Origin of the sequence: Pseudomonas sp. R25(2017), assembly GCF_002112565.1 — a bacterium.
GTDB classification, from domain to species: Bacteria; Pseudomonadota; Gammaproteobacteria; order Pseudomonadales; family Pseudomonadaceae; genus Aquipseudomonas; species Aquipseudomonas ekonensis.
Window position 1 is genome coordinate 132,245 of the sequence record NZ_NEHZ01000004.1, and the last position, 19,687, is coordinate 151,931.

Here is a 19,687-nt window from a genome sequence, read left to right on the forward strand (position 1 = left end):
TACCGCAGGCACCGTCCGAGGCACGGATACCGTGGCAGCGAACAAGATTCCCCACAGGCCTCCCAACGGTTGCGACCCATGAGCGAAACCCCGACAGAAACGCCCGTCCCGCTGCTGCAGAACAAAAGCCACGTGATCGAACAGATCAGCCGCGGCCCGACCCTGCATGCCGCCACGACACGACAATTGCGCGACGCACTGAAGCAGCGCTTTCCCGACCTCGACATCGATCCGGACGTGGCGGTGGTGATGGCCCCGGTCTGGCACGAGCGCAACGGCGCGCTGGTCAGCGGCAGCAGCCACTTCGAATCGCTGAGCCATGCACTGGTGCGCCTGGCCCTTGACCGGAACAGCGCCAACTACATCGAAGGCGAACATTTCCTGACCCTGACGCCCTATGCCCAGGAGCCGGTCCACTTGCCCGTCGGCATGGATGCACTGACGGCGCTGCTCAACGAGCAGGCGCCGCAGATCTTCACGAACTTCCAGCAATCCCAGCTGGACTACTGGAACGAGGCCGTCGGTGCGCTGCCGCGCTGGCAACGGCTGTCCGACATGCTCAGGGCCGCGCTTGACGTGGGCGCGGTCAACGATTGGGATACGGATCAATGCGCCTTGAGCCGCCTGGTCTCAAGGTTCCCCGACAAGGCCTCGCGTCCGCTGGAGGACAGCGGTCTGTCGAATGTCCGCGCCCGCCTGCCGGACCTGGACTATGCCTTCGATTTCGCCGACTCCTTCGACACCCGGCACCTGATGTCACCCGGTGCGCTGGTGCTGACCGCCAACTGCGGCGACCGCGAACTGATCGTGATGTACACCGTCTCCGACGGTTACGAAGCCTTCGATTCGATGGAGCAGCTGGGTGCCGTGCTGCCCGAACGGATCGACGTCAATCTCGGCGGCTTCAGCCTGAAGTGGCGCCTCTACGAGCCGGAAGGAAACGTCTTCGACGCCATGGCCTGGGCGCTGGTGAACTGCCAGCTCGACTCCATCGATGCGCTCGACCCGGCCAGCCGCTCGGCCGAGGCCCGGTTCGCGCCGCGCCAGACCGAGATCCGCACCCTCAGCCCCCGCGACAACCAACGCATCGCCCAACTGGCCGACGCGATGCCGCCATGGTTGTCGAGCGCCTCGCTGGAGGACATCCAGACCTACAGCGCATGCCTGAACACCTTGGGCCTGCTGCACGAGGAGGCCGAGGACGCCTTCGACCCCGCAGGCCTCCCGTCGATACAGACCTACGCCCAACGGCGAATGCGCGAAGCCATCGTTGCCGAACGAAAGGGCGACACGGCTGCGGCGCTGCACCTGGATGACGTGCGGATCACCGTGACCCAAAGCTTCGAGGTCGGCGGCCTCTTCCTGCCTTCGCCGTTCGAGCGCAGCGTCCAGACCCTCGGCCAGTTCGCCCTGAGCAACACGCCCCCCTACATGGCGGCCGTCGCCTACGCCGACGGGTCGGCGACGCCGGACTGGATGACGCCAGCGTTTCTGACACGCATCGCCGAAAAGGTCGATGTCGGCGAAATCTACCCGCAGTTGGTCAAGCGCACCCTGATCGACGACCCGGAGCGGGCCCGGCGCCACAGGCGGCTCTACTGCCTTCAGTTGCCGACCCTGCTGCAACTGCGGGCTTTGGAGTGCAAGCTCAAGCACGAAGGCAGCGTGGATGAACGGGGATACCGGCAGATCTGCCGGCTGGCGGCGTCCATGGCCGGCAGCACCCCGCCCGCCGACTGGCCGGTGCAGATCCGGCCCTTGGCGTTCTTGCCGCGGTTCCGGCTGGGCAGCGGAACCGACACCGTCACCGGCATGTACGTCATCGGCCCGGACCAGGGCCGCAGCGAGCCGTGCCTGCTGTACCGGCCCCTGATGAAGCGCTCGCTGCTCCAGTTCGAGTCCGCGCAGAACATGCTGTACGCCTTCCACCAGCCCGGCGAACTGCGTGACTCGGTGCTCGCCTGGCTGGCCGACGAGGAGCGCAGCTTCGAGTACGCCCAGTACGTGTTTCCCAACGGCATCCCCTCGCCGCGCACCATCGTCGACCTGGCGTTCGAGCCGTTCATCCACCTCGGCCTGTCCCCCTCGATCGAGCTGGCCGGCGCGCCGTTTGCGGGCGATATCCCCACCGCGCTGTACAACGACCACAGCCGGGCACTGGTCAGCCTCGCCGACCGCCAGTCGACCTCGAACGCCGAACGGCGCCGGACACTGCTGGTGGAGAGCGGCTGGGCGATGTTCGGTGTGGCCGCCAGCTTCCTCAGCGGCCCGGCCAGCACCGCCGTCTGGGTCTGGCAAGGCATCAGCCAGATCCAGCAGGCCCTCGAAGCCCACGAACGCGGCGATACGGTGGTGCAATGGTCGTCCACCGGCGATGTGCTGCTGACGCTGAGCATCCTGCTGACCCACCGCATGGCGTGGAGCCGGCTCCGGCTTGCAGGCCCCACGGTTAAGGGCACCGAGGCCGAACCCTTGCCGGAGCCGGCCCTGATCGAAGCACCAGGCTCACCGGTGCAGGCGAGGGTCTTCCAGAATCCGCCCCTGCCGCAAGCCGCCCTGCCTGAGGCCCACCTTGGCGACCTGGCACCGATCAACGGAGTGCGCACCGCCTCCGGAACGCGGTTCGAGCAATTCATCGACCGGCTGCAGGCGGCACCGGAGCTGTCCGCAGCATCGACCCCGGACGCAGACCGTTTGTACGGGGCGGGAGGAAAACGCTACGCCCAGGTGGGCAAACGCTGGTTCCAGGTGCGCACCGACGGCGATGGGGCCACCTGGGTGACCGACCCCGAAGATGCCGGCCGACCAGGGTTGGCCATCCGCTTCGACGCGGCGGAAAACCGCTGGGTCTGGGACCTCAGGCTGAGGTTGCGCGGCGGCCAGCCGACGAGCAAGATCGCGGCGCTGCGGCAAAAGAAAGCCGCTGAGCGGGACAAGGCCTGGGCCGCGCTGCAGGCGTTCTGGGCACAGGAACCCACCCAGCAGGCGGCCTTGCAAAAGATCCTGGTGCCTTCCGAGAACCATGACCTGACATCGGAGATGTCGCCGCAGGCCATTGCCGCCTACCTGACGCAATCCGAAAGTCTCGCCAACGGCTACACCCAGGCTTTGACCGACCTGCTTGCCTGGCGCACCGCCGGAGGCACCGGCAAGTTCTATGAAGCGCAATTGATGCGCCTCACCGCCGAACAGCACCGATTCATCAACGGCTGGATGAGGATGAAATTGCGCGAGTACGCCCAACAGGTCGTACCGCTGATCCGCCAGACGGCGGAATCGCCGCCCTTGCCCCGTGCCGAGCAGATCGAAAACATACGGCGGTCCATCGCCATCAGCGACGAAATCGTCGCACAGCTCGATCAGCTGGACAGCTCGCTGGATCGGCTGATGAAAGAGTCCGGACAGACCCGCAAGACCGCATTGGGCCTGCGCGACCTGCGCCCGACACTGTCGCGCTATGACTTTCTCGGCAATGAGATCGGCATGTCCCCCGAACTGTGCCTGATCGACGGGCCGGGCAAGGACGCCGAGGCGTTGCGCCAGAGTGTCATGACCGTGTTCGACGAAGCGGGAATCGCGGGCCACGCGCTGGCCGGGCGCAGCGCCGATCCCGAAACGGCGGTCACGCCCCTGCAAGAGATGGAGGAGGCCACCGCGCTGGTCGATCGCCTGGAAGCCTGTGACCGGCGTCTGCGGGAACTGCTCGCCGACTCGCCCGGGCAGTTGGAGCCGATCCGCTTCCGCCGGATTCAGGGGCTGGTCACCGAGTTCCTCGAACTGTCGCGCAAACGCCTGCTCGAACGGCTGCCCGAACCGGAGGAGATTCCGTTGGCCGCCATGGCCAGGCTGGATCCCGGGCCGTCGACCTCGCGGCCCCTCGGCAAAGTGAACAGGCTGCAGCCACGGGTACTTGAGGCGGTGCGGGCAGGCCCTGCGCCCAAACCGACCCCGGTCGAGAAGGTGCCCGTCTTCAAGGCTCCCGTTCGCCGCACCGTGCAGCCCCTTCCGGCGGAGGACGGTCAGATCCTCGAACGGGGCCGTTCGCTGTACGACGACAACGATCTCTTCATCAAGCACACAAGCGCGGATTCCCGGCGGCCCCGGCGCATTCCCGCGGACATGAAGGATCTGTTCGACCAACAGGCCGTCCGCCTTCAGCAGGCGGCCAAGGACGTCGATGCGGCCTACGGGCGCATGAGCGCGTCGGGCAACACGCCTTACGCCTTCAGCAGGCTGAGCCAGGATCTACGTTCGGCGGCCGCCAAATGCAATCGGGAAGGCATCCGGATCTACGGCGACATGATCAAACGACGCAAACCCCGGGAAACCTACCTTCAATGGCTGCATGAACACGGCCAGGTCAACATCGTCAAAGACCCGCGCGGCCGCATCAGGACCCGGCAACGCAAGGACTGGTTCCAGGAGTACCGCGTGCTCGACAAGACACAGCAGAACAAGCCGCTGTGGGTCGCTCACTTCCACTACGCCAACGTGACCGACGCCGAAGGCGGGTTCACCGTCGCCCACCTCAAGCCCGCCGACGAGTACCTCAAATCCCTGCCGGAAGCGGCGCGCCAGGAACTGGGCACGTTCGACGAGGTGGACAACGCCCTGCGCCGGTTGATCAAGCCCGAGGCGATCGACCTGTTTCTGAAGGTCCGCTCGCCCGCCCCGCCCGGGCCTTGAGCCCCAGGGCACACGGCGTCAATCGCGCCACGCCGTGGCCAGGCGTGCCAGCGCAACCTCTATGGCCGGCTCGGGCACCGCCGCGAACCCCAGCACCAGGCCGGCGCACCGATCCGCCGGCGGTGACGGATCGGGCAGCCAGTAACCGCTCAGCCCGTTGACCTCGACGCCGGCGTTTCGGGCCTTTTCGACCAGTTCGAGCTCGCGCGCCATGCTGTCGACCGGCACCGTCAGGTGCAGGCCGGCCATCACGTCGGGCAACGGGCCGACGCCACGGATGCCGGCGGGCCAATGGGCCTGCAGACAGTTGAGCCGGCTCAGGGCGGCGCGGCGCATGCGCCGGATATGCCGCTGGAAGTGGCCGGCGGCCATGAACTCGGCCATGACCGCCTGGGTGCTCACCTCGGAGTGCCGCACGTCCACGGCGCGCCGCTGCGCGAACGCCTGCACCAGCCCCGCAGGCAGCACCAGATAGCCCAGGCGCAGCGCCGGGAACGCCACCTTGCCGAAAGTGCCGACGTACAGCACGCGGCCGTGACGGTCGAGCGCCGCCAACGGTGCCAGCGGCGCGCCGCGGTAGCGGTATTCGCCGTCGTAGTCGTCCTCGACGATCCAGCCTCGGGTGCGTTCGGCCCAGGCCAGCAGCTCCAGGCGCCGGGCCAGGCTCATGACCACGCCGCTGGGGTACTGGTGCGAAGGCGTGACGTAGGCCAGCCGGCAATCGCCGAGCCGCTCCAGCCCGCCGCAGTCAATGCCTTCGCTGTCCACCGCCACCCCGTGCAGGTTCGCGCCGGCCAGCGCAAAAGCGTGGCCCGCCGCCCGGTAGCCCGGATTCTCGATGGCCACACCGTCGCCCGGCTCCACCAGCAACTGTGCACAAAGGCTGATTCCCTGTTGCGCGCCACTGGTGATCACAATTTGTTCAGCGGTGCACTGCATGCCACGCGAACTGCGCAGGTAAGCCGCGATCATCCCGCGCAGCCGCGCATCGCCGGCCGGGTCGCCGTAGCACAGCTGATGCAGGTCGGGCTTGCGCCAGAACCCCGCGTTCAGCTTGGCCCAGACCTCGAACGGGAACAGGTCGAACGCCGGAATGCCGACGCGGAACGCCTTGGGCGGCCCGCTGGGCGGCATCGGCAAATGGTTCTCCGTGACCCGTGCCAAGGCAGCACTGTGGATAACTTTGCTGGATAAATACCCAGGAAAATCTTCGCATTTTGTGGATAAGGCTGTGGGTAAGCTTGTTGAAAACCCTGTGGATACTTTTGTGGAAAACTTTTCCGCCGAGAGCGACGCCTGCGGCAACTGCGCCACGTACGTTCCATCGCCGACCCGCCCTTCGATGAACCCTTCGGCATACAACTGATCGTAGGCCCGCACCACGCTGTTGCGGGAGATTCCCAGCGCGGCGGCCAGGTCCCGGCTCGCAGGCAGGCGCATGCCGCTGGCCAGGCGCCCGTCCAGCACCCGCAGGCGCAACGCCTGGTACAGCTGACGGCTCAGGCCCTGGCGTCGGTCCAGTTCGATGCCCGCCGGGTTGAAGGACAAGGACAACGGCTCGGTGGCCATGGCAATGGCTCCATGAAATTGGTCGTGAGTGGCTCTTACAACAGACCAATAGCCTGCCTAGGATGCAGGCAACCGCCAAGGAAATTTTCTTCATGTACACGCCACGCGCCTTCGCCGTCGACGACCTCTCCCAGCTGCACGAACTGATCCTCGCCACCCGCCTCGCCATCCTCGTCACCCACGGGGCGCAAGGTCTGCAGGCCAGCCACGTACCGGTGCTGCTGCATCGTGAACAAGGCGAACACGGCACGCTGTACGGTCATCTGGCCAAGGCCAATCCGCAATGGAAAGACTTGCGCGACGGCGCCGAAGCGATGGTGATCTTCGCCGGCCCCGACGCCTACGTCAGCCCCGGGTTCTACCCGAGCAAGGCCGAGCACGGCAAAGTCGTGCCGACCTGGAACTACATCGCCGTGCACGCTTACGGCCACGCCGAGACCTTCAGCGACGGCGGACGTCTGCTCGACATCGTCAGCACCCTCACCGACCGCCATGAAGCGAACCGCCCCACACCGTGGAAAGTCGAGGACGCCCCCGCCGACTACATCGACGGCATGCTCAAGGCCATCGTCGGCTTCGCGATCCCCATCGACCGCCTCGAAGGCAAACGCAAGCTCAGCCAGAACCGCAGCGCCGAAGACATCGCCGGCGTGCGCGAAGGGCTGGCCGCCAGTCCCGACTTCACCGACCGCACCCTCGCCCACTTGATGCGCTAAGGACCCTCACCATGAGTCAAATCGACATCCGCCCGGTCACCGCCGACGACCACTCAGCCTGGCTGCCGCTGTGGCAGGCCTACCTGCGCTTCTACCAAACGGAGTTGCCGGACGCCGTGACACAGAGCACCTGGCAGCGTTTCCTCGACCCCGCCGAACCGACCCATGCGGCCCTCGCCTGGGCAGACGGCAAAGCCGTCGGCATGGTGCATTTCATCTACCACCGTTCGAACTGGAGCATCGAGAACTCCTGCTACCTGCAGGATCTGCTGGTGGCGCCCGAAACCCGCGGCACCGGCGTCGGGCGTCTGCTGATCGAACACGTCTACGCCACGGCCAAGGCCGACGGGTGCTGCAAGGTGCACTGGCTGACCCACGAAACCAACGCCACGGCGATCCGCCTCTACGAGCGCATCGCCGAGCGTCCGGGCTTCATCCAGTTTCGCAAAGCCATTTGAGGATCAACCTTCATGACCACCCCGCTCGCTGACTGGAAAGGCGTTCCGCCCCCCTCGACCACACTGATCGAAGGGCGCTTCATCCGCCTGGAAAAACTCGACCCGGCCCGCCATGGCGATGACCTGTTCAACGCCCTGCAAGGCCCCGGCGCCGATCCGAAACTGTGGGACTACCTGCCTTACGGCCCTTTCCCGCAACGCAGCGCGTTCAACGACTGGCTGAACCATCACGCCGCCGCCAGCGACCCGTATTTCTTCAGCGTGATCGACCGCGCCAGCGGCCAGGTCCAGGGCATCCTCAGCCTGATGTCCATCGTGCCGGCCCAGGGCCGCATCGAAATCGGCCACGTCACCTTCGGCGCCCCGATGCAGCGCTCGCCGAAAAGCACCGAAGCGGTGTACCTGTTGGCCAAGGAATCCTTCGCCCTGGGCTACCGCCGCCTGGAGTGGAAGTGCAACAACGCCAACGCCCGCTCCAAATACGCCGCCGAACGCCTGGGCTTCACCTTCGAAGGCGTGTTCCGCCAGCACATGGTGGTCAAGGGCCAGAACCGCGACACGGCGTGGTATTCGATCCTGGACTCGGAATGGCCGGCGGTGGCGGCAGGGTTCGAGCGTTGGCTGAGCGACGAAAACCAGACGGCGTCGGGGCAGGTGAAGGGCCTGGCCGAGTGCCGCGCATAAGGCTTACCCTGCATCGGGTGTGCTGCGGGGCCAGCGGTCATCGCTGCGGATCCTCGGCACGCCCATCTTCAGCCCGAACGGGCGGAACACAGCATTCAGCGACTTGAGCGTCTGATTGCCTTCCCCGTGCTCGATATGCACCAGCGTGCGCACCGAAATCCTGCACATCTTCGCGAACTGGGTCTGGTGCAATCCGGTCACTTCCACGCGCAAACGGCGAACGGCTTCGCCGATCTCCAAGGTTCCTTGGGCCAGCGCTGCTGAATGCTTTCGATGAGCACTGTGCGCTCGACGACAGTCATGCTCATTTCAGATCCCACATATTCAAATACTGCCCCAGTTTTGTAGGTGAACTGTAATGCGTTCGTTGGGCGCCAAGCGCCCCCAGATCTGCAACAAAATGCAGATGTGGCTGTTTCTCGTCGTAAAAAACGCAAAACAATGCAGATGCATTCAGGGCATCACCATCGCACTCGGTAGATGGGCTTCTGACATTTCGCCAATCGAAGTTTCAGCACCGACCGTAGGCAATAGCGTCATGTCGCTGGGTGAAATGACGAACGTCGGCCGATCATCCTCCTCCCGGCTACGAAACCGGATTCCATCCCCTGCACGACACGCAGAATCGCCCGGCATCGGCGCACCGGCATCGACTTTTAGAGTTTGGCCTCCTTTCCAGCGAGGCAGAACCCGATGCTCAACCGACCTACGTTTCGCCCACACTGCGTGGCCTTGGCAGTCGCCGTCGCCCTCGGCCATGCCGGTTACGCGGCGGCTCAGGACCTTCCCGCCGCACTCATGCCGCTCGATGAGCACAAGGCGCGGATCGACAGCTATCTCAAGGATCCGGACACGCAAGCGACTTCGGTCATCCGGCCGGAATCCGGCTCCGACGGCATCGCGCGAAAACTGGGCGAGGCCAACGATCTGGTCAATGTCAGCCGCAAAGGCCGGTTCGACGGCATCGTCGACGGCGGCGAAGGCGTCAACGCCATGACGCTCGACACGGCCAACGTCGGCGAACTCGGGGAAAGCCGCAACTTCGATCATGTGCGAATCAAGCGCGGCCAATGGACATTGACCGGAACGGGCGACTTCCCCGGCGGCGCCTTCGTCGCGGACAACGCCACGCTGAACAACCGGGGAAGCATTTTTGGCCAGGTCTCGGTGGATCGGCGAGCGACCTTGCGCGGCAACGGCGAAGCCGGCCATCTGCTGGTTGCCGGCAAGCTGGAGGTCAACGCGCTTCACGGGGCGCCTCGGGTGCGGGGCGATCTCGAGTTGCAAAAGACGGCCGTATTGGCCTATGGAATCGACGCCGCCAACGTCGGCGAAACAATCAATGTCGGCGGCACCGCCCGCCTCGGCGACGCGACCCTGAACATCATCGCGGCGCCGGGCGACTATGCGCAGACGAGCCAACATACGATCATCCAGGCCAGCCTGGTCGAGGGCCAATTCGGTCAGGTCACCAGCGATCTGGCCTTCATGACCCCAACCGTGAACTACACCGGTCAGACGGTCGGCCTGACCTATGCCCGCAACGATGTTCCGCTCGATGACGCAGCCGCCAGTGAAAACGGGCGCGAACTCGCCAAAAGCATCGAGGAGCCAGCACTCGATCCGGGCATGCCGCAAAACACTGTCCCTCAAGACCCGGTCGCCGAACAGCCTGCCGGGACCGACGGGCCACCGACGTCCCCCGAGGCGCCTGGTCCATCGGCGCCGGCCAGCCCGGGCATTGTCACCGCAGGAGCGACGGCCCCAGGCAACACCGCCGTCAAAGCCTTGCTGACCACGAACCGGATCACCGCATCCCATGCCCTCGAACAACTGTCCGCCGGCGGCAACGCCAACCTGGCGGGAGCGACGCTGGGCAGTGTCGCACCGGTCGGCGCCAGTCTGCTGTCCGCCATGCGCCAGACGGGCGATGGCCCCTCGGTGGAGCGCAACCCGCCGCTCCTGGCCAACGGCGGCGAAACCGGCAGCCGTGTCTGGCTGCAGGCTCTCGGCGACGGCGGCACGCTGGATCGCAGCGAAAGCGCCAGTACGTTGCGGCATGCGACCCAAGGTTTGCTGCTGGGGGCGGACTGGGCAGCGGATGAGCATTGGCGTCTGGGAGTGCTCGGAGGGCAGTCGCGAACCCGACTGGACGGGCGGCAGTACGAGGGCCGGCTCGACAGTTGGCACCTGGGGGCCTACGCCTTGCGCCAGAGCGGGCCGATGGCCATTCGGTTAGGCGCTGCCTACGGCAATCATGCCGGCGCCAGTAACCGCAGCGTCACCTACAACGGATTCAGCGACCGACCCAAGGGCAAATATGAGGCGCACACCGGTCAGGCCTTTGCCGAGCTCGGCTACAACCTCGGCCAAGGCCGGTTGAGCGCCGAACCCTTTGCCAGCCTCGGCATTCAAAGCTATCGGCGCGACAGCCATACCGAAAAGGGTGGCGATGCCTCGCTGCAGGTCCATGGCCAGACGCAACAGAACGTCAGCAGCACCCTTGGGCTGCGCCTTGCCTACGTCAAGGCACTGGAGGACGGCCTGCAACTGACGCCGCGGTTCAGCGCCGGGTGGAAACACACCTACGGCGACGTCCAAAGCCACACCCGCCAGAAACTAGCGGCCGGCAGCAGGGACTTCACCGTGAAAGGCACAGCGTTGAACCGCAACAACCTGACGCTGGACGCGGGGCTGGACCTGGCCGTTTCGCCAAGACATTCGTTGGGCGTGGGCTACAGCGGCGATATCGGTCACCGCAGCCGTCGGCACGGCGTGTCAGGCCAATGGCGCATGGCCTTCTGACGGCGCCGGCCCGATCTGTTCTGCGGGAACGGCGGAGTGTGCCGTTCCCGCCGGAAACAGCGGACAAAAAAGGGGGGCACATGCCCCCCCGAGGTATAAAGCGTTGCATCGGCGCTGTCGGTCAGCCCTCGATCTCGATCAGGATCTCGCCCGGATTCACCCGGTCACCCTTGGCGACATGAATGGCGGTGACCTTGCCGGCGATGGCCGCCTGGACTTCGGTCTCCATCTTCATGGCTTCGGTGATCAGCACAGCCTGGCCGGCCTTGACGGTATCGCCCTCCTTCACCAGCACATCGACGATGTTGCCCGGCATGGTGGTGCTGACGTGGCCCGGCGCCGAAGCCTGCTTGCGCTTGCTGCTGCCGCCGCCGACGAACTCGTTGAGCGGTTCGAACACCACCTCTTCCGGCATGCCGTCGATGGACAGGTAGAAGTGGCGCTTGCCTTCGGCCTTCACGCCGACGCCGGTGATGTCCACCCGGTAGGTTTCGCCGTGGACGTCAATGACGAACTCGGTCGGTACGCCTTCACCGCCCGCCGAAGTCACCTTGCCCGCTTCCGGGATCGGCAGCAGCACTTCCGGCGTCAGGGTGCCGGCGGCACGCTCTTCGAGGAACTTGCGGCCGATGTCCGGGAACATGGCGAAGGTCAGCACGTCCTCTTCGGACTGGGCCAGGGCGCCGATGTCGGCCCGCAGCTTGGTCATTTCCGGCTTGAGCAGGTCCGCCGGACGCACGTCGATCACCTCCTCGCTGCCGATGGCCTGGCGGCGCAGCTGCTCGTTCACCGTGCCCGGGGCCTTGCCGTAACCGCCTTGCAGATAGAGCTTCACTTCGTTGGTGATGGTCTTGTAGCGCTCGCCGGCCAGCACGTTGAAGAACGCCTGGGTGCCGACGATCTGCGAGGTCGGGGTCACCAGCGGCGGGTAACCCAGGTCTTCGCGCACCCGCGGGATTTCCGCCAGCACTTCGTTCATGCGGTTCAGGGCGCCCTGCTCTTTCAGCTGGTTGGCCAGGTTGGAAATCATGCCGCCCGGCACCTGGTTGACCTGCACACGGGTGTCGACCGCCGTGAACTCGCTTTCGAACTGGTGGTACTTCTTGCGCACGGCGTAGAAGTACAGGCCGATCTCTTGCAGCAGCTCCAGGTTCAGGCCGGTGTCGAACTCGCTGCCCTTGAGGGCGGCGACCATCGATTCGGTGCCCGGGTGGCTGGTGCCCCAGGCGAAGCTGGAGATGGCGGTGTCGATGTGGTCGGCACCGTTTTCGACGGCCTTGAGCTGGCACATCGCGGCCAGGCCGGCGGTGTCGTGGGAATGGATGAACACCGGCAGCGACTGCTCGGCCTTCAAGGCCTTGACCAGTTCGCCGGTGGCGAACGGGGTCAGCAGGCCGGCCATGTCCTTGATCGCCACCGAGTCGCAACCCATGGCTTCCATCTGCTTGGCCTGGTTCACGAAAGCCTCGATGGTGTGCACCGGGCTGGTGGTGTAGGCAATGGTGCCCTGGGCGTGCTTGCCGGCGGCCTTCACCGCTTCGATGGCCACCCGCAGGTTACGCACGTCGTTCATCGCGTCGAAGATGCGGAACACGTCGATGCCGTTGACCGCAGCCTTGGCGACGAACGCCTTGACCACGTCGTCGCTGTAATGGCGGTAGCCCAGCAGGTTCTGGCCGCGCAGGAGCATCTGCAGGCGGGTGTTCGGCAGCGCGGCGCGCAGTTGGCGCAGGCGCTCCCACGGGTCTTCCTTGAGAAAGCGCACGCAGGCGTCGAACGTCGCGCCGCCCCAGACTTCCAGCGACCAGTAGCCGACCTTGTCGAGCTTGTCGCAGATCGGCAGCATGTCTTCGGTGCGCATGCGGGTCGCGAGCAGCGATTGGTGGGCGTCGCGCAGGATGGTGTCGGTTACATGAATCTTCTTGCTCATTGTTCTTTTCCTCACAGGCCTGCGTGGGCGGCGATGGCGGCGGCGATGGCCAGGGCCAGCTCTTCGGGTTTGCGCTTGATCGAGTAGTTGGTCAGTTCCGGATGGCTTTCGACGAAGCTGGTGTTGAACTGGCCGCTGCGGAATTCCGGGTTGCGCAGGATTTCCTGATAGTACGCCGCAGTGGTCTTGACCCCTTGCAGGCGCATGTCGTCGAGGGCGCGCAGGCCGCGGTCCATGGCCTCTTCCCAGGTCAGCGCCCAGACCACCAGCTTCAGGCACATCGAGTCGTAGAACGGCGGAATGGTGTAGCCGGTGTAGATCGCCGTGTCGGTGCGCACACCCGGGCCGCCGGGGGCGTAGTAGCGGGTGATCTTGCCGAAGCTCGGCAGGAAGTTGTTTTTCGGGTCTTCGGCGTTGATCCGGAACTGCAGCGCGAAACCGCGGTGCTGGATGTCTTCCTGTTTCACCGACAGCGGCAGGCCGGAGGCGATGCGGATCTGTTCGCGGACGATATCGATCCCGGTGATTTCCTCGGTGATGGTGTGTTCCACCTGCACCCGGGTGTTCATCTCCATGAAGTACACCTCGCCGTCGGCGAGCAGGAACTCCACGGTGCCGGCGTTCTCGTAGCCCACAGCCTTGGCGGCGCGCACCGACAGGTCGCCGATGTAGGCGCGCTGCTCCGGGGTCAGCTGGGGGCTTGGGGCGATCTCGATCAGCTTCTGGTTGCGGCGCTGGATCGAGCAGTCACGCTCGAACAGGTGCACCACGTTGCCGAAACTGTCACCGAGGATCTGCGCCTCGATGTGCTTCGGGTTGACGATGCACTTTTCCAGGAACACTTCCGCCGAGCCGAACGCCTTGGTGGCCTCGGAGATCACGCGGGGGAAGTTCTGTTCAAGCTCTTCGCGGCTGTTGCAGCGGCGGATGCCCCGGCCGCCACCGCCGGAGGTGGCCTTGAGCATCACCGGGTAACCGATGCGGTCGCCTTCGCTCAGGGCCTCTTCGAGCCCCGACACGTTGCCTTCGGTGCCCGGCGTGACCGGCACGCCGGCCTTGATCATGCTGCGGCGCGCTTCGGTCTTGTCGCCCATGCGGCGGATCACTTCCGCCGACGGGCCGATGAATTTGATCCCGCGTTCGGCGCAGATCTCCGCCAGTTCGGCGTTTTCCGACAGGAAACCGTAACCGGGGTGCAGCGCATCGCAGCCGGTCTCCACCGCCAGGTTCACCAGCTTGCGCGGGTTGAGGTAACCGGCCAGCGGCTCGGCACCGATGCTGTGGGCCTCGTCCGCACGCTTCACATGCAAGGCATGCCGGTCGGCGTCGGAAAAAATCGCTACCGAGCGGATGCCCATCTCGGCGCAGGCACGCACGATTCGTACGGCGATCTCACCACGGTTGGCGATCAGGATCTTTGTTATCACTTGGAGGTTCCCTTAAGCCGGTGGTAACCACGACCTGCTAGACCCAGGTCGACGCGTGACCAAATGTTTCAATCTGGTCGCCGCTTCACACTAGCGCCGGCAAGGGATTAACAAAAATGAATAAAAATTGGGACAGGCATAAGTAAAGACTTATAGTCATTGCACCCAGTCGCTGCCAGAGCCGGTAGAAAATGCGTAAGTCCTTGATGCGTATGACATTGCGTCAATTGCAGATCTTCAACGAAGTGTGTGACTTGCGCTCCTACAGCCGCGCCGCCGACGAAATGTCCCTCACGCAACCGGCCGTCAGCCTACAGATCCGTCAGCTCGAAGAGCTGATCGGCCAGCCGCTGTTCGACTATGTGGGCAAGAAACTCTACATGACCGAGGCCGCCGAAGCGCTGCAACGGGCCAGCCGGGACATCTTCGGCCGCCTGGAAAACCTCGACATGCAGCTCTCGGACATGCAGGGATCGTTGCAGGGCCAGCTGAAACTGGCGGTAGAGTCCAGCGCCAAGTACTTCGTGCCGCACCTGTTCGCCGCCTTCAAGCGCCAGCACCCGGAAGTGAACCTGCAACTGACGGTGGTCAACCGGGGCCAGGTCATCCGCCGCCTTTCCGACAACCGCGACGACCTGGTGATCATGTCCATGGTGCCCCAGGACATGGGCCTGGAATTCCTGCCGTTCCTCAACAACCCGATCGTGGCGGTGGCGCCGCCGGACCATCCTCTGTCGCACATGGGGCCGCTGCGCCTGCAGGATCTTGAGCCTTACACCCTGCTGATCCGCGAGCCCGGCTCCGGCACGCGGCTGGCCTGCGAGGAATACTTCAAGGAGAAGCGCGTGCACTTCACCCAGACCCAGGAAGTGGCCTCGGCCGAAGCCCAGCGCGAATGCGTGTTGGCCGGCCTGGGCCTGGCGCTGCTGACGCGCCACGCCCTGAACCTGGAGCTGGCGACCGGGGGCCTGGTGGAGCTGCCGGTCGAAGAGCTGCCGCTGCTGCGCAGTTGGTGCCTGGTGCAGGCCAAGGCCAAGCGCCTGTCACCGGTGGCTCACGCCTTCCTGGCGTTCATCCGCAGCGAACGTGCGCAGATCAGCGCGCTGGTTGAGCGCTTCGCCGGGAAGCCGACGGTGCCGCCTGCCAGTAGTTGAACTCGAAATCCGAGGGAACGTCGCTGATTTCGGCCTGAAGCTGGCGCAATTCGAAGCGGTCTTCGATGGCGCGGCGAAACTCCATGCGGCGCTGGTCTTCCTGTTGACGGCGGGTTTTCGCAGCGCTGTTGCGTTCTTCGTAGGGCTGAGCCATTTCGAGTCTCCCAAGGCGAGTACGGGAGTTTCACGATAGGCCCGGGGGATGACGGTTTGGCGGCGCGGAGGTTACAGGCGGATGAATGTGGCGAGGGCGCCGGCTCCCTCGCCCCAGGATCCTGCAGCGTCAGTCGTCCAGGGGTTTCACGGCCTTGGGCGACAGCCGCAGGCTGCGCAGGCTGCGCTTGACGCTCTTGAGGTGGTTGACCAGGCTCGGGCCGCGGGCCATTGCCACACCCATCGCCAGCACGTCGATCACCACCAGGTGGGCGATGCGCGAAGTCAGCGGCGTGTAGATCTCGGTGTCTTCATGCACGTCGATCGCCAGGTTGACGGTGGACAGCTCGGCCAACGGCGTCTGGCTCGGGCACAGGGTGATCAGCGAAGCGCCGCTTTCACGCACGAGGTTGGCGGTGATCAGCAGATCCTTGGAGCGGCCGGACTGGGAAATGCAGATCGCCACGTCGGTCGGCTTCAGCGTCACGGCGGACATCGCCTGCATGTGAGGGTCGGAGTACGCCGCCGCCGTCAGCAGCAGCCGGAAGAACTTGTGCTGCGCATCCGCCGCCACCGCGCCGGACGCGCCGAAGCCGTAGAACTCGACGCGTTGGGCCTGGGACATCAGGGTCACCGCCCGCTGCAGCTCCTGAGGGTCGAGCTTCTCGCGCACCTCCATCAGCGTGTGCAGGGTGGTGTCGAAGATCTTCAGGCTGTAGTCGGCGACCGAATCGTCTTCATGGATGGCGAATTGACCGAAGCTGGCGCCCGCCGCCAGGCTCTGCGCCAGCTTGAGCTTGAGGTCCTGGAAACCGGAACAGCCGATGGCCCGGCAGAAGCGCACGATGGTCGGTTCGCTGATGCCGACGCTGTGGGCCAGGTCGGCCATGGAACTGTGCATCACCGCCGCCGGGTCAAGCAGCACGTGGTCGGCGACCTTGAGCTCCGACTTGCGTAACAGGTGACGTGACTGGGCGATATGTTGCAGCAGATTCAAGGGCTGGACTCTTGTTGTGGTCAGGCGCTTGCCATGGGCAGTCGCAAGGCATGTAGCAAGCTTGTAGTTATACTACATGAATTGGCTTTTTGCCTGCTCAATGCATCACTCGATATCCCCGTATCAGGCGGCATCCGCCGCATGTAGCCCTTCAGCGCAGGTTTTCCTGCCCGCGCAGCAGGTCGGCCAGGGCGTCGGCCTCCACCGGACGACTGATCAGATAGCCCTGCACTTCGTCGCACCCCTCGGCCTTCAGGAACGCCAGTTGCTCGGGCCGCTCGACGCCTTCGGCCACCACCTTCAGCGTCAGTCCGTGGGCCATGGCGATGATCGCCCGGGTGATCGCCGCGTCCTCGCTGCCCTCGCCCAGGCCACGAATGAACGCTTGGTCGATCTTCACGTAATCCACCGGGATCCGCTTGAGGTAGCTGAGGGAGGAATAGCCGGTGCCGAAGTCATCGATGGCCAGCTTCACCCCCAGATCGCGCAGCTGCTGGAACGTGGCGATGATGTGCTCGACGCTGTCGAGCAACTGGCTTTCGGTCAGTTCCAGCTCCAGGTAGTGCGGGGCCAGGCCGGTTTCCTCCAGCACCTGGCGCACCAGGCTGGCCAGCTTGCCCTGGCGCAGCTGATGCACCGACAGGTTCACCGACACCCGGATCGGCTCCAGCCCCTGGCGCTGCCACTCGCAGGCTTGCTGGCAGGCGTGGCGCAGGACGAATTCGCCGATGGGGCCGATCAGCCCGGTCTCCTCGGCGAGCCCGATGAAGTCCCCCGGCGGCACCCGGCCCAGGGTCGGATGATCCCAGCGCACCAGTGCTTCGGCGGCGTTCAGGCGGCCGGTGGCCAGGCACAGCTTCGGTTGGTAGAACACGTGCAGTTGCTTGTCTTCGATCGCCTTGCGCAACTGGTTTTCCAGCTGCAGGCGCTCAAGGGTGCTGGCTTGCAGGCTGTCGGTGTAGAACTGGAAGTTGTTGCCGCCCAGGTGCTTGGCGTGCTGCATGGCCATGTTCGATTGGCTGACCAGCGCGGCGATCTCCCGGGCGCTGTCCGGCAGCAGGCTGATGCCCATGGAGGCGCTGACCACCAGTTCGTGCCCTTCCACGGTCAGCGGCAAGCGCAGCTTGGCCAGCAGGCGCGTGGCGACCCGCGCCAGGCTCGACAGGTTGCCGTAGGCATCGAACAGCACCGCGAACTCGTCGCCGGACAACCGCGCGATGGTGTCCGCCTCCGGCAGCGCGCTGACCAGCCGCCGGGCCATCCGTTGCAGCAACTGGTCGGCGACCTCATGGCCCAGGCTGTCGTTGAGCAGCTTGAACCGGTCCAGGTTGATGTGCAGCAGCGCCAGGCTGCGGCGCCCGCCCTGACGCACACGCTGATGGGCCTCGTGCAGGCGCTCGCGGAACAGCGAGCGGTTGGCCAGGCCGGTGAGTTCGTCGTAGTGGGTCAGGAAGCGCATGCGCTCCTCGGATTCGCGCCGGGCCGACAGATCAGCGAAGAAGCCGACGATATGACTGACGTTTCCCCGATCATCGCGTACGGCGTTCAGTTGCAGCCACTGCGGGTACAGCTCGCCGTTCTTGCGGGTTTCCACCAGTTCGCCCTGCCAGGTGCCGTGCTGCTCCAGCGCATGGCGGATGGCGACGTAGTGCCGGCGGGCATCGCGGCTGCACGGCAGTTCGACGACATTGCGCCCGAGCATGTCTTCGATGTCGTAACCGGTGACGCGGCTGAACGCCTGGTTGATGGCGATCAGCGAGTAGTTCGGGTCGAGGATCACGATGCCCTCGCTGGCCGCCTCGAACACCGTCGCCGCCAGTTGCCGCTGCGCTTCCTGGCTTTTGCTGACGCTGATGTCGCGCCGGGTGCCGACCATGCGGGTGACCTGCCCGCTGTCGCTGCGCTCCACGGCTCGGCCGCGGTCTTCGATCCAGACCCAGTGACCGTCGCCGTGGCGCACGCGGTATTCGATCTGATAGTCCTCCGTGCGGCCTTTGAGGTGCTCGATCAGCGCCCGCTTGAGCGGCGGCACGTCTTCGGGGTGCAGGCGCGGGCGCAGATGCCTGAGCAGCCCGGTGACGTACTCAGGGTCGATGCCGAACAGTTCCTGGATCTGCGTGTGATGGACTTCGTCGGTCTGCAGGTTCCAGTCCCACAGGCCCAGCTCGCTGGCCTTGAGCGCCAGCGCCAGGCGCGCCTCGCTTTTGCTCAGGGCCTGGTTGGCGGCGTCCAGCTCACGGCTGCGTTGGGCGACCCGGTCTTCCAGCTCGACCTGGGCCTCGCGCAAACGGCCCTCGGCGCAGCGGCGCTGCTCGATTTCCTTCGCCAGCTCCTGGTTGAGCTGCTCGCTGCGCGCCTGCGCCTGCTGCAGGTGTTCGATCAGGTGCTGGTTCTGGAAACGCCGCAGCAGGCCGCGGTCGATCAGGCGGTTGACCTGCCAGGCCACCACGCTCAGCGAACCGAGCAGGATCAGCCCCAGCCAGCCCCAGCCGCGGGCCTGCTCGTCGCCGCCCCAGAACAGGTAACCGATGGCCGGCAGCAGGCAAGGCAAGGTAAAGGACAGGAACGCCGGAATGCTCACGGCGTAGGCGACGCTGGCCGACAGGGTCGCGGCGCCGATCAGGCCGAACACCCAGGCCTGCTGCATGAAGTTGTCCGCCGGCACCAGAGCGATGCCCGCACCGGCCAGGGTCAGTCCGGTCATGGTCGAGCCGAGCAGGAACATCCGGCGCCAGACGGGCTGGGCTTGTCGGTCGGGGATCGCCGAATCGAAGGCGGCGACCTGAATCACCCGCAAGGCGACCAGCGACAGCAGCCACACCAGCCAGACGCTGACCACGAAGTAGCGCTGCGGGCTCCAGAGCAGGCCGGCGCAGACCAGACCGTTGATCAGCATGAACAGCGTGGGCAACAGTGAGCCCTGATACAGCAGGCGCGTGCGCTCGACCGCCATCTGCATGGCGTAGTGCTTGCGGATAGCCCGGGGCTCCACGAGGGGGCCCGACAGGTCGGGGCTGAGGGTCATAGGCAACGTTCTTGTTCTTATAAGGTGAGCATGGGCCCGAAACGTGGACGGAGCATACACAAGCCGATTCACTTGCCAAACTG

General features: G+C 65.3%; 12 protein-coding genes and 1 pseudogene. 6 read left to right on the plus strand and 7 right to left on the minus strand.

Going from position 1 to position 19,687, the window contains the following annotated elements; translation table 11 throughout:
- The first annotated feature begins 78 nt into the window (after window positions 1–78).
- Window positions 79–4,686: a DUF6543 domain-containing protein gene (locus CAG31_RS06645; protein ID WP_085579131.1), complete on the plus strand. Its 4,608-nt coding sequence runs from the start codon at window positions 79–81 to the stop codon at window positions 4,684–4,686.
- Between the two features lie 18 nt (window positions 4,687–4,704).
- Here CAG31_RS06645 and CAG31_RS06650 read toward each other — a convergent pair whose 3' ends face one another.
- Window positions 4,705–6,255, minus strand: a complete 1,551-nt coding sequence (locus tag CAG31_RS06650; RefSeq protein WP_085579133.1) for a PLP-dependent aminotransferase family protein — start codon at window positions 6,253–6,255, stop codon at window positions 4,705–4,707.
- A gap of 92 nt (window positions 6,256–6,347) precedes the next feature.
- Here CAG31_RS06650 and CAG31_RS06655 point away from each other — a divergent pair, with 92 nt between their 5' ends.
- The 3 genes from CAG31_RS06655 to CAG31_RS06665 are packed head-to-tail and all read left to right on the plus strand — an operon-like array spanning window position 6,348 to window position 8,113.
- The gene (locus CAG31_RS06655) at window positions 6,348–6,971 is read left to right on the plus strand and encodes an FMN-binding negative transcriptional regulator (RefSeq protein ID WP_085579515.1); all 624 of its coding nucleotides are present in this window, start codon (window positions 6,348–6,350) and stop codon (window positions 6,969–6,971) included.
- A gap of 11 nt (window positions 6,972–6,982) precedes the next feature.
- Window positions 6,983–7,429 carry a GNAT family N-acetyltransferase gene (locus tag CAG31_RS06660; RefSeq protein WP_085579135.1) on the plus strand — a complete coding sequence of 149 codons (447 nt, stop codon included), beginning with the start codon at window positions 6,983–6,985 and terminating at the stop codon, window positions 7,427–7,429.
- A gap of 12 nt (window positions 7,430–7,441) precedes the next feature.
- Window positions 7,442–8,113 carry a GNAT family N-acetyltransferase gene (locus CAG31_RS06665; RefSeq protein ID WP_085579137.1) on the plus strand — a complete coding sequence of 224 codons (672 nt, stop codon included), beginning with the start codon at window positions 7,442–7,444 and terminating at the stop codon, window positions 8,111–8,113.
- A 3-nt stretch (window positions 8,114–8,116) separates the two neighbouring features.
- On the opposite strand, the pseudogene CAG31_RS06670 reads toward CAG31_RS06665, so the two are convergent.
- Window positions 8,117–8,421, minus strand: a pseudogene (locus tag CAG31_RS06670) (helix-turn-helix domain-containing protein).
- A gap of 385 nt (window positions 8,422–8,806) precedes the next feature.
- Between CAG31_RS06670 and CAG31_RS06675 the strand changes: the two are divergent.
- Complete coding sequence (locus CAG31_RS06675; RefSeq protein ID WP_085579139.1) at window positions 8,807–10,918, plus strand: autotransporter domain-containing protein; 2,112 nt, start codon at window positions 8,807–8,809, stop codon at window positions 10,916–10,918.
- Between the two features lie 121 nt (window positions 10,919–11,039).
- On the opposite strand, the gene oadA is transcribed toward CAG31_RS06675, so the two are convergent.
- Together oadA and CAG31_RS06685 are read right to left on the minus strand one after the other, a co-directional pair.
- Complete coding sequence (gene oadA / locus CAG31_RS06680; protein ID WP_085579141.1) at window positions 11,040–12,848, minus strand: sodium-extruding oxaloacetate decarboxylase subunit alpha; 1,809 nt, start codon at window positions 12,846–12,848, stop codon at window positions 11,040–11,042.
- Window positions 12,849–12,859: 11 nt separating this feature from the next.
- Window positions 12,860–14,275 carry an acetyl-CoA carboxylase biotin carboxylase subunit gene (locus CAG31_RS06685; protein WP_085579143.1) on the minus strand — a complete coding sequence of 472 codons (1,416 nt, stop codon included), beginning with the start codon at window positions 14,273–14,275 and terminating at the stop codon, window positions 12,860–12,862.
- A 191-nt stretch (window positions 14,276–14,466) separates the two neighbouring features.
- Here CAG31_RS06685 and CAG31_RS06690 point away from each other — a divergent pair, with 191 nt between their 5' ends.
- Window positions 14,467–15,429 (plus strand): LysR family transcriptional regulator, encoded by a 963-nt coding sequence (locus CAG31_RS06690; protein WP_085579145.1) that lies wholly within the window; start codon window positions 14,467–14,469, stop codon window positions 15,427–15,429.
- On the opposite strand, the gene CAG31_RS06695 is transcribed toward CAG31_RS06690, so the two are convergent.
- The 3 genes from CAG31_RS06695 to CAG31_RS06705 all read right to left on the minus strand — a co-directional run bounded on the left by CAG31_RS06695 (window position 15,371) and on the right by CAG31_RS06705 (window position 19,604).
- Window positions 15,371–15,583: a PA3496 family putative envelope integrity protein gene (locus CAG31_RS06695; protein WP_085579147.1), complete on the minus strand. Its 213-nt coding sequence runs from the start codon at window positions 15,581–15,583 to the stop codon at window positions 15,371–15,373. The genes CAG31_RS06690 and CAG31_RS06695 overlap by 59 nt on opposite strands.
- A 129-nt stretch (window positions 15,584–15,712) precedes the next feature.
- Entirely contained in the window at window positions 15,713–16,579 is an 867-nt protein-coding gene (hexR, locus tag CAG31_RS06700) for a transcriptional regulator HexR (RefSeq protein ID WP_085579149.1), read from the minus strand.
- A gap of 151 nt (window positions 16,580–16,730) precedes the next feature.
- On the minus strand, window positions 16,731–19,604 hold the full coding sequence (locus tag CAG31_RS06705; RefSeq protein WP_085579151.1) for a GGDEF domain-containing phosphodiesterase: 2,874 nt from the start codon (window positions 19,602–19,604) through the stop codon (window positions 16,731–16,733).
- Window positions 19,605–19,687 lie beyond the last annotated feature (83 nt).

What these genes read in the sequence shown, in the direction of transcription:
- CAG31_RS06645 (WP_085579131.1), top strand. Translation starts at nt 79, where the DNA reads ATGAGCGAAACCCCGACAGAAACGCCCGTCCCGCTGCTGCAGAACAAA.
- CAG31_RS06695 (WP_085579147.1), bottom strand. Translation starts at nt 15,583, where the DNA reads ATGGCTCAGCCCTACGAAGAACGCAACAGCGCTGCGAAAACCCGCCGT.
- CAG31_RS06650 (WP_085579133.1), bottom strand. Translation starts at nt 6,255, where the DNA reads ATGGCCACCGAGCCGTTGTCCTTGTCCTTCAACCCGGCGGGCATCGAA.
- CAG31_RS06660 (WP_085579135.1), top strand. Translation starts at nt 6,983, where the DNA reads ATGAGTCAAATCGACATCCGCCCGGTCACCGCCGACGACCACTCAGCC.
- CAG31_RS06705 (WP_085579151.1), bottom strand. Translation starts at nt 19,604, where the DNA reads ATGACCCTCAGCCCCGACCTGTCGGGCCCCCTCGTGGAGCCCCGGGCT.
- CAG31_RS06655 (WP_085579515.1), top strand. Translation starts at nt 6,348, where the DNA reads ATGTACACGCCACGCGCCTTCGCCGTCGACGACCTCTCCCAGCTGCAC.
- CAG31_RS06690 (WP_085579145.1), top strand. Translation starts at nt 14,467, where the DNA reads ATGCGTAAGTCCTTGATGCGTATGACATTGCGTCAATTGCAGATCTTC.
- CAG31_RS06675 (WP_085579139.1), top strand. Translation starts at nt 8,807, where the DNA reads ATGCTCAACCGACCTACGTTTCGCCCACACTGCGTGGCCTTGGCAGTC.
- oadA (WP_085579141.1), bottom strand. Translation starts at nt 12,848, where the DNA reads ATGAGCAAGAAGATTCATGTAACCGACACCATCCTGCGCGACGCCCAC.
- CAG31_RS06665 (WP_085579137.1), top strand. Translation starts at nt 7,442, where the DNA reads ATGACCACCCCGCTCGCTGACTGGAAAGGCGTTCCGCCCCCCTCGACC.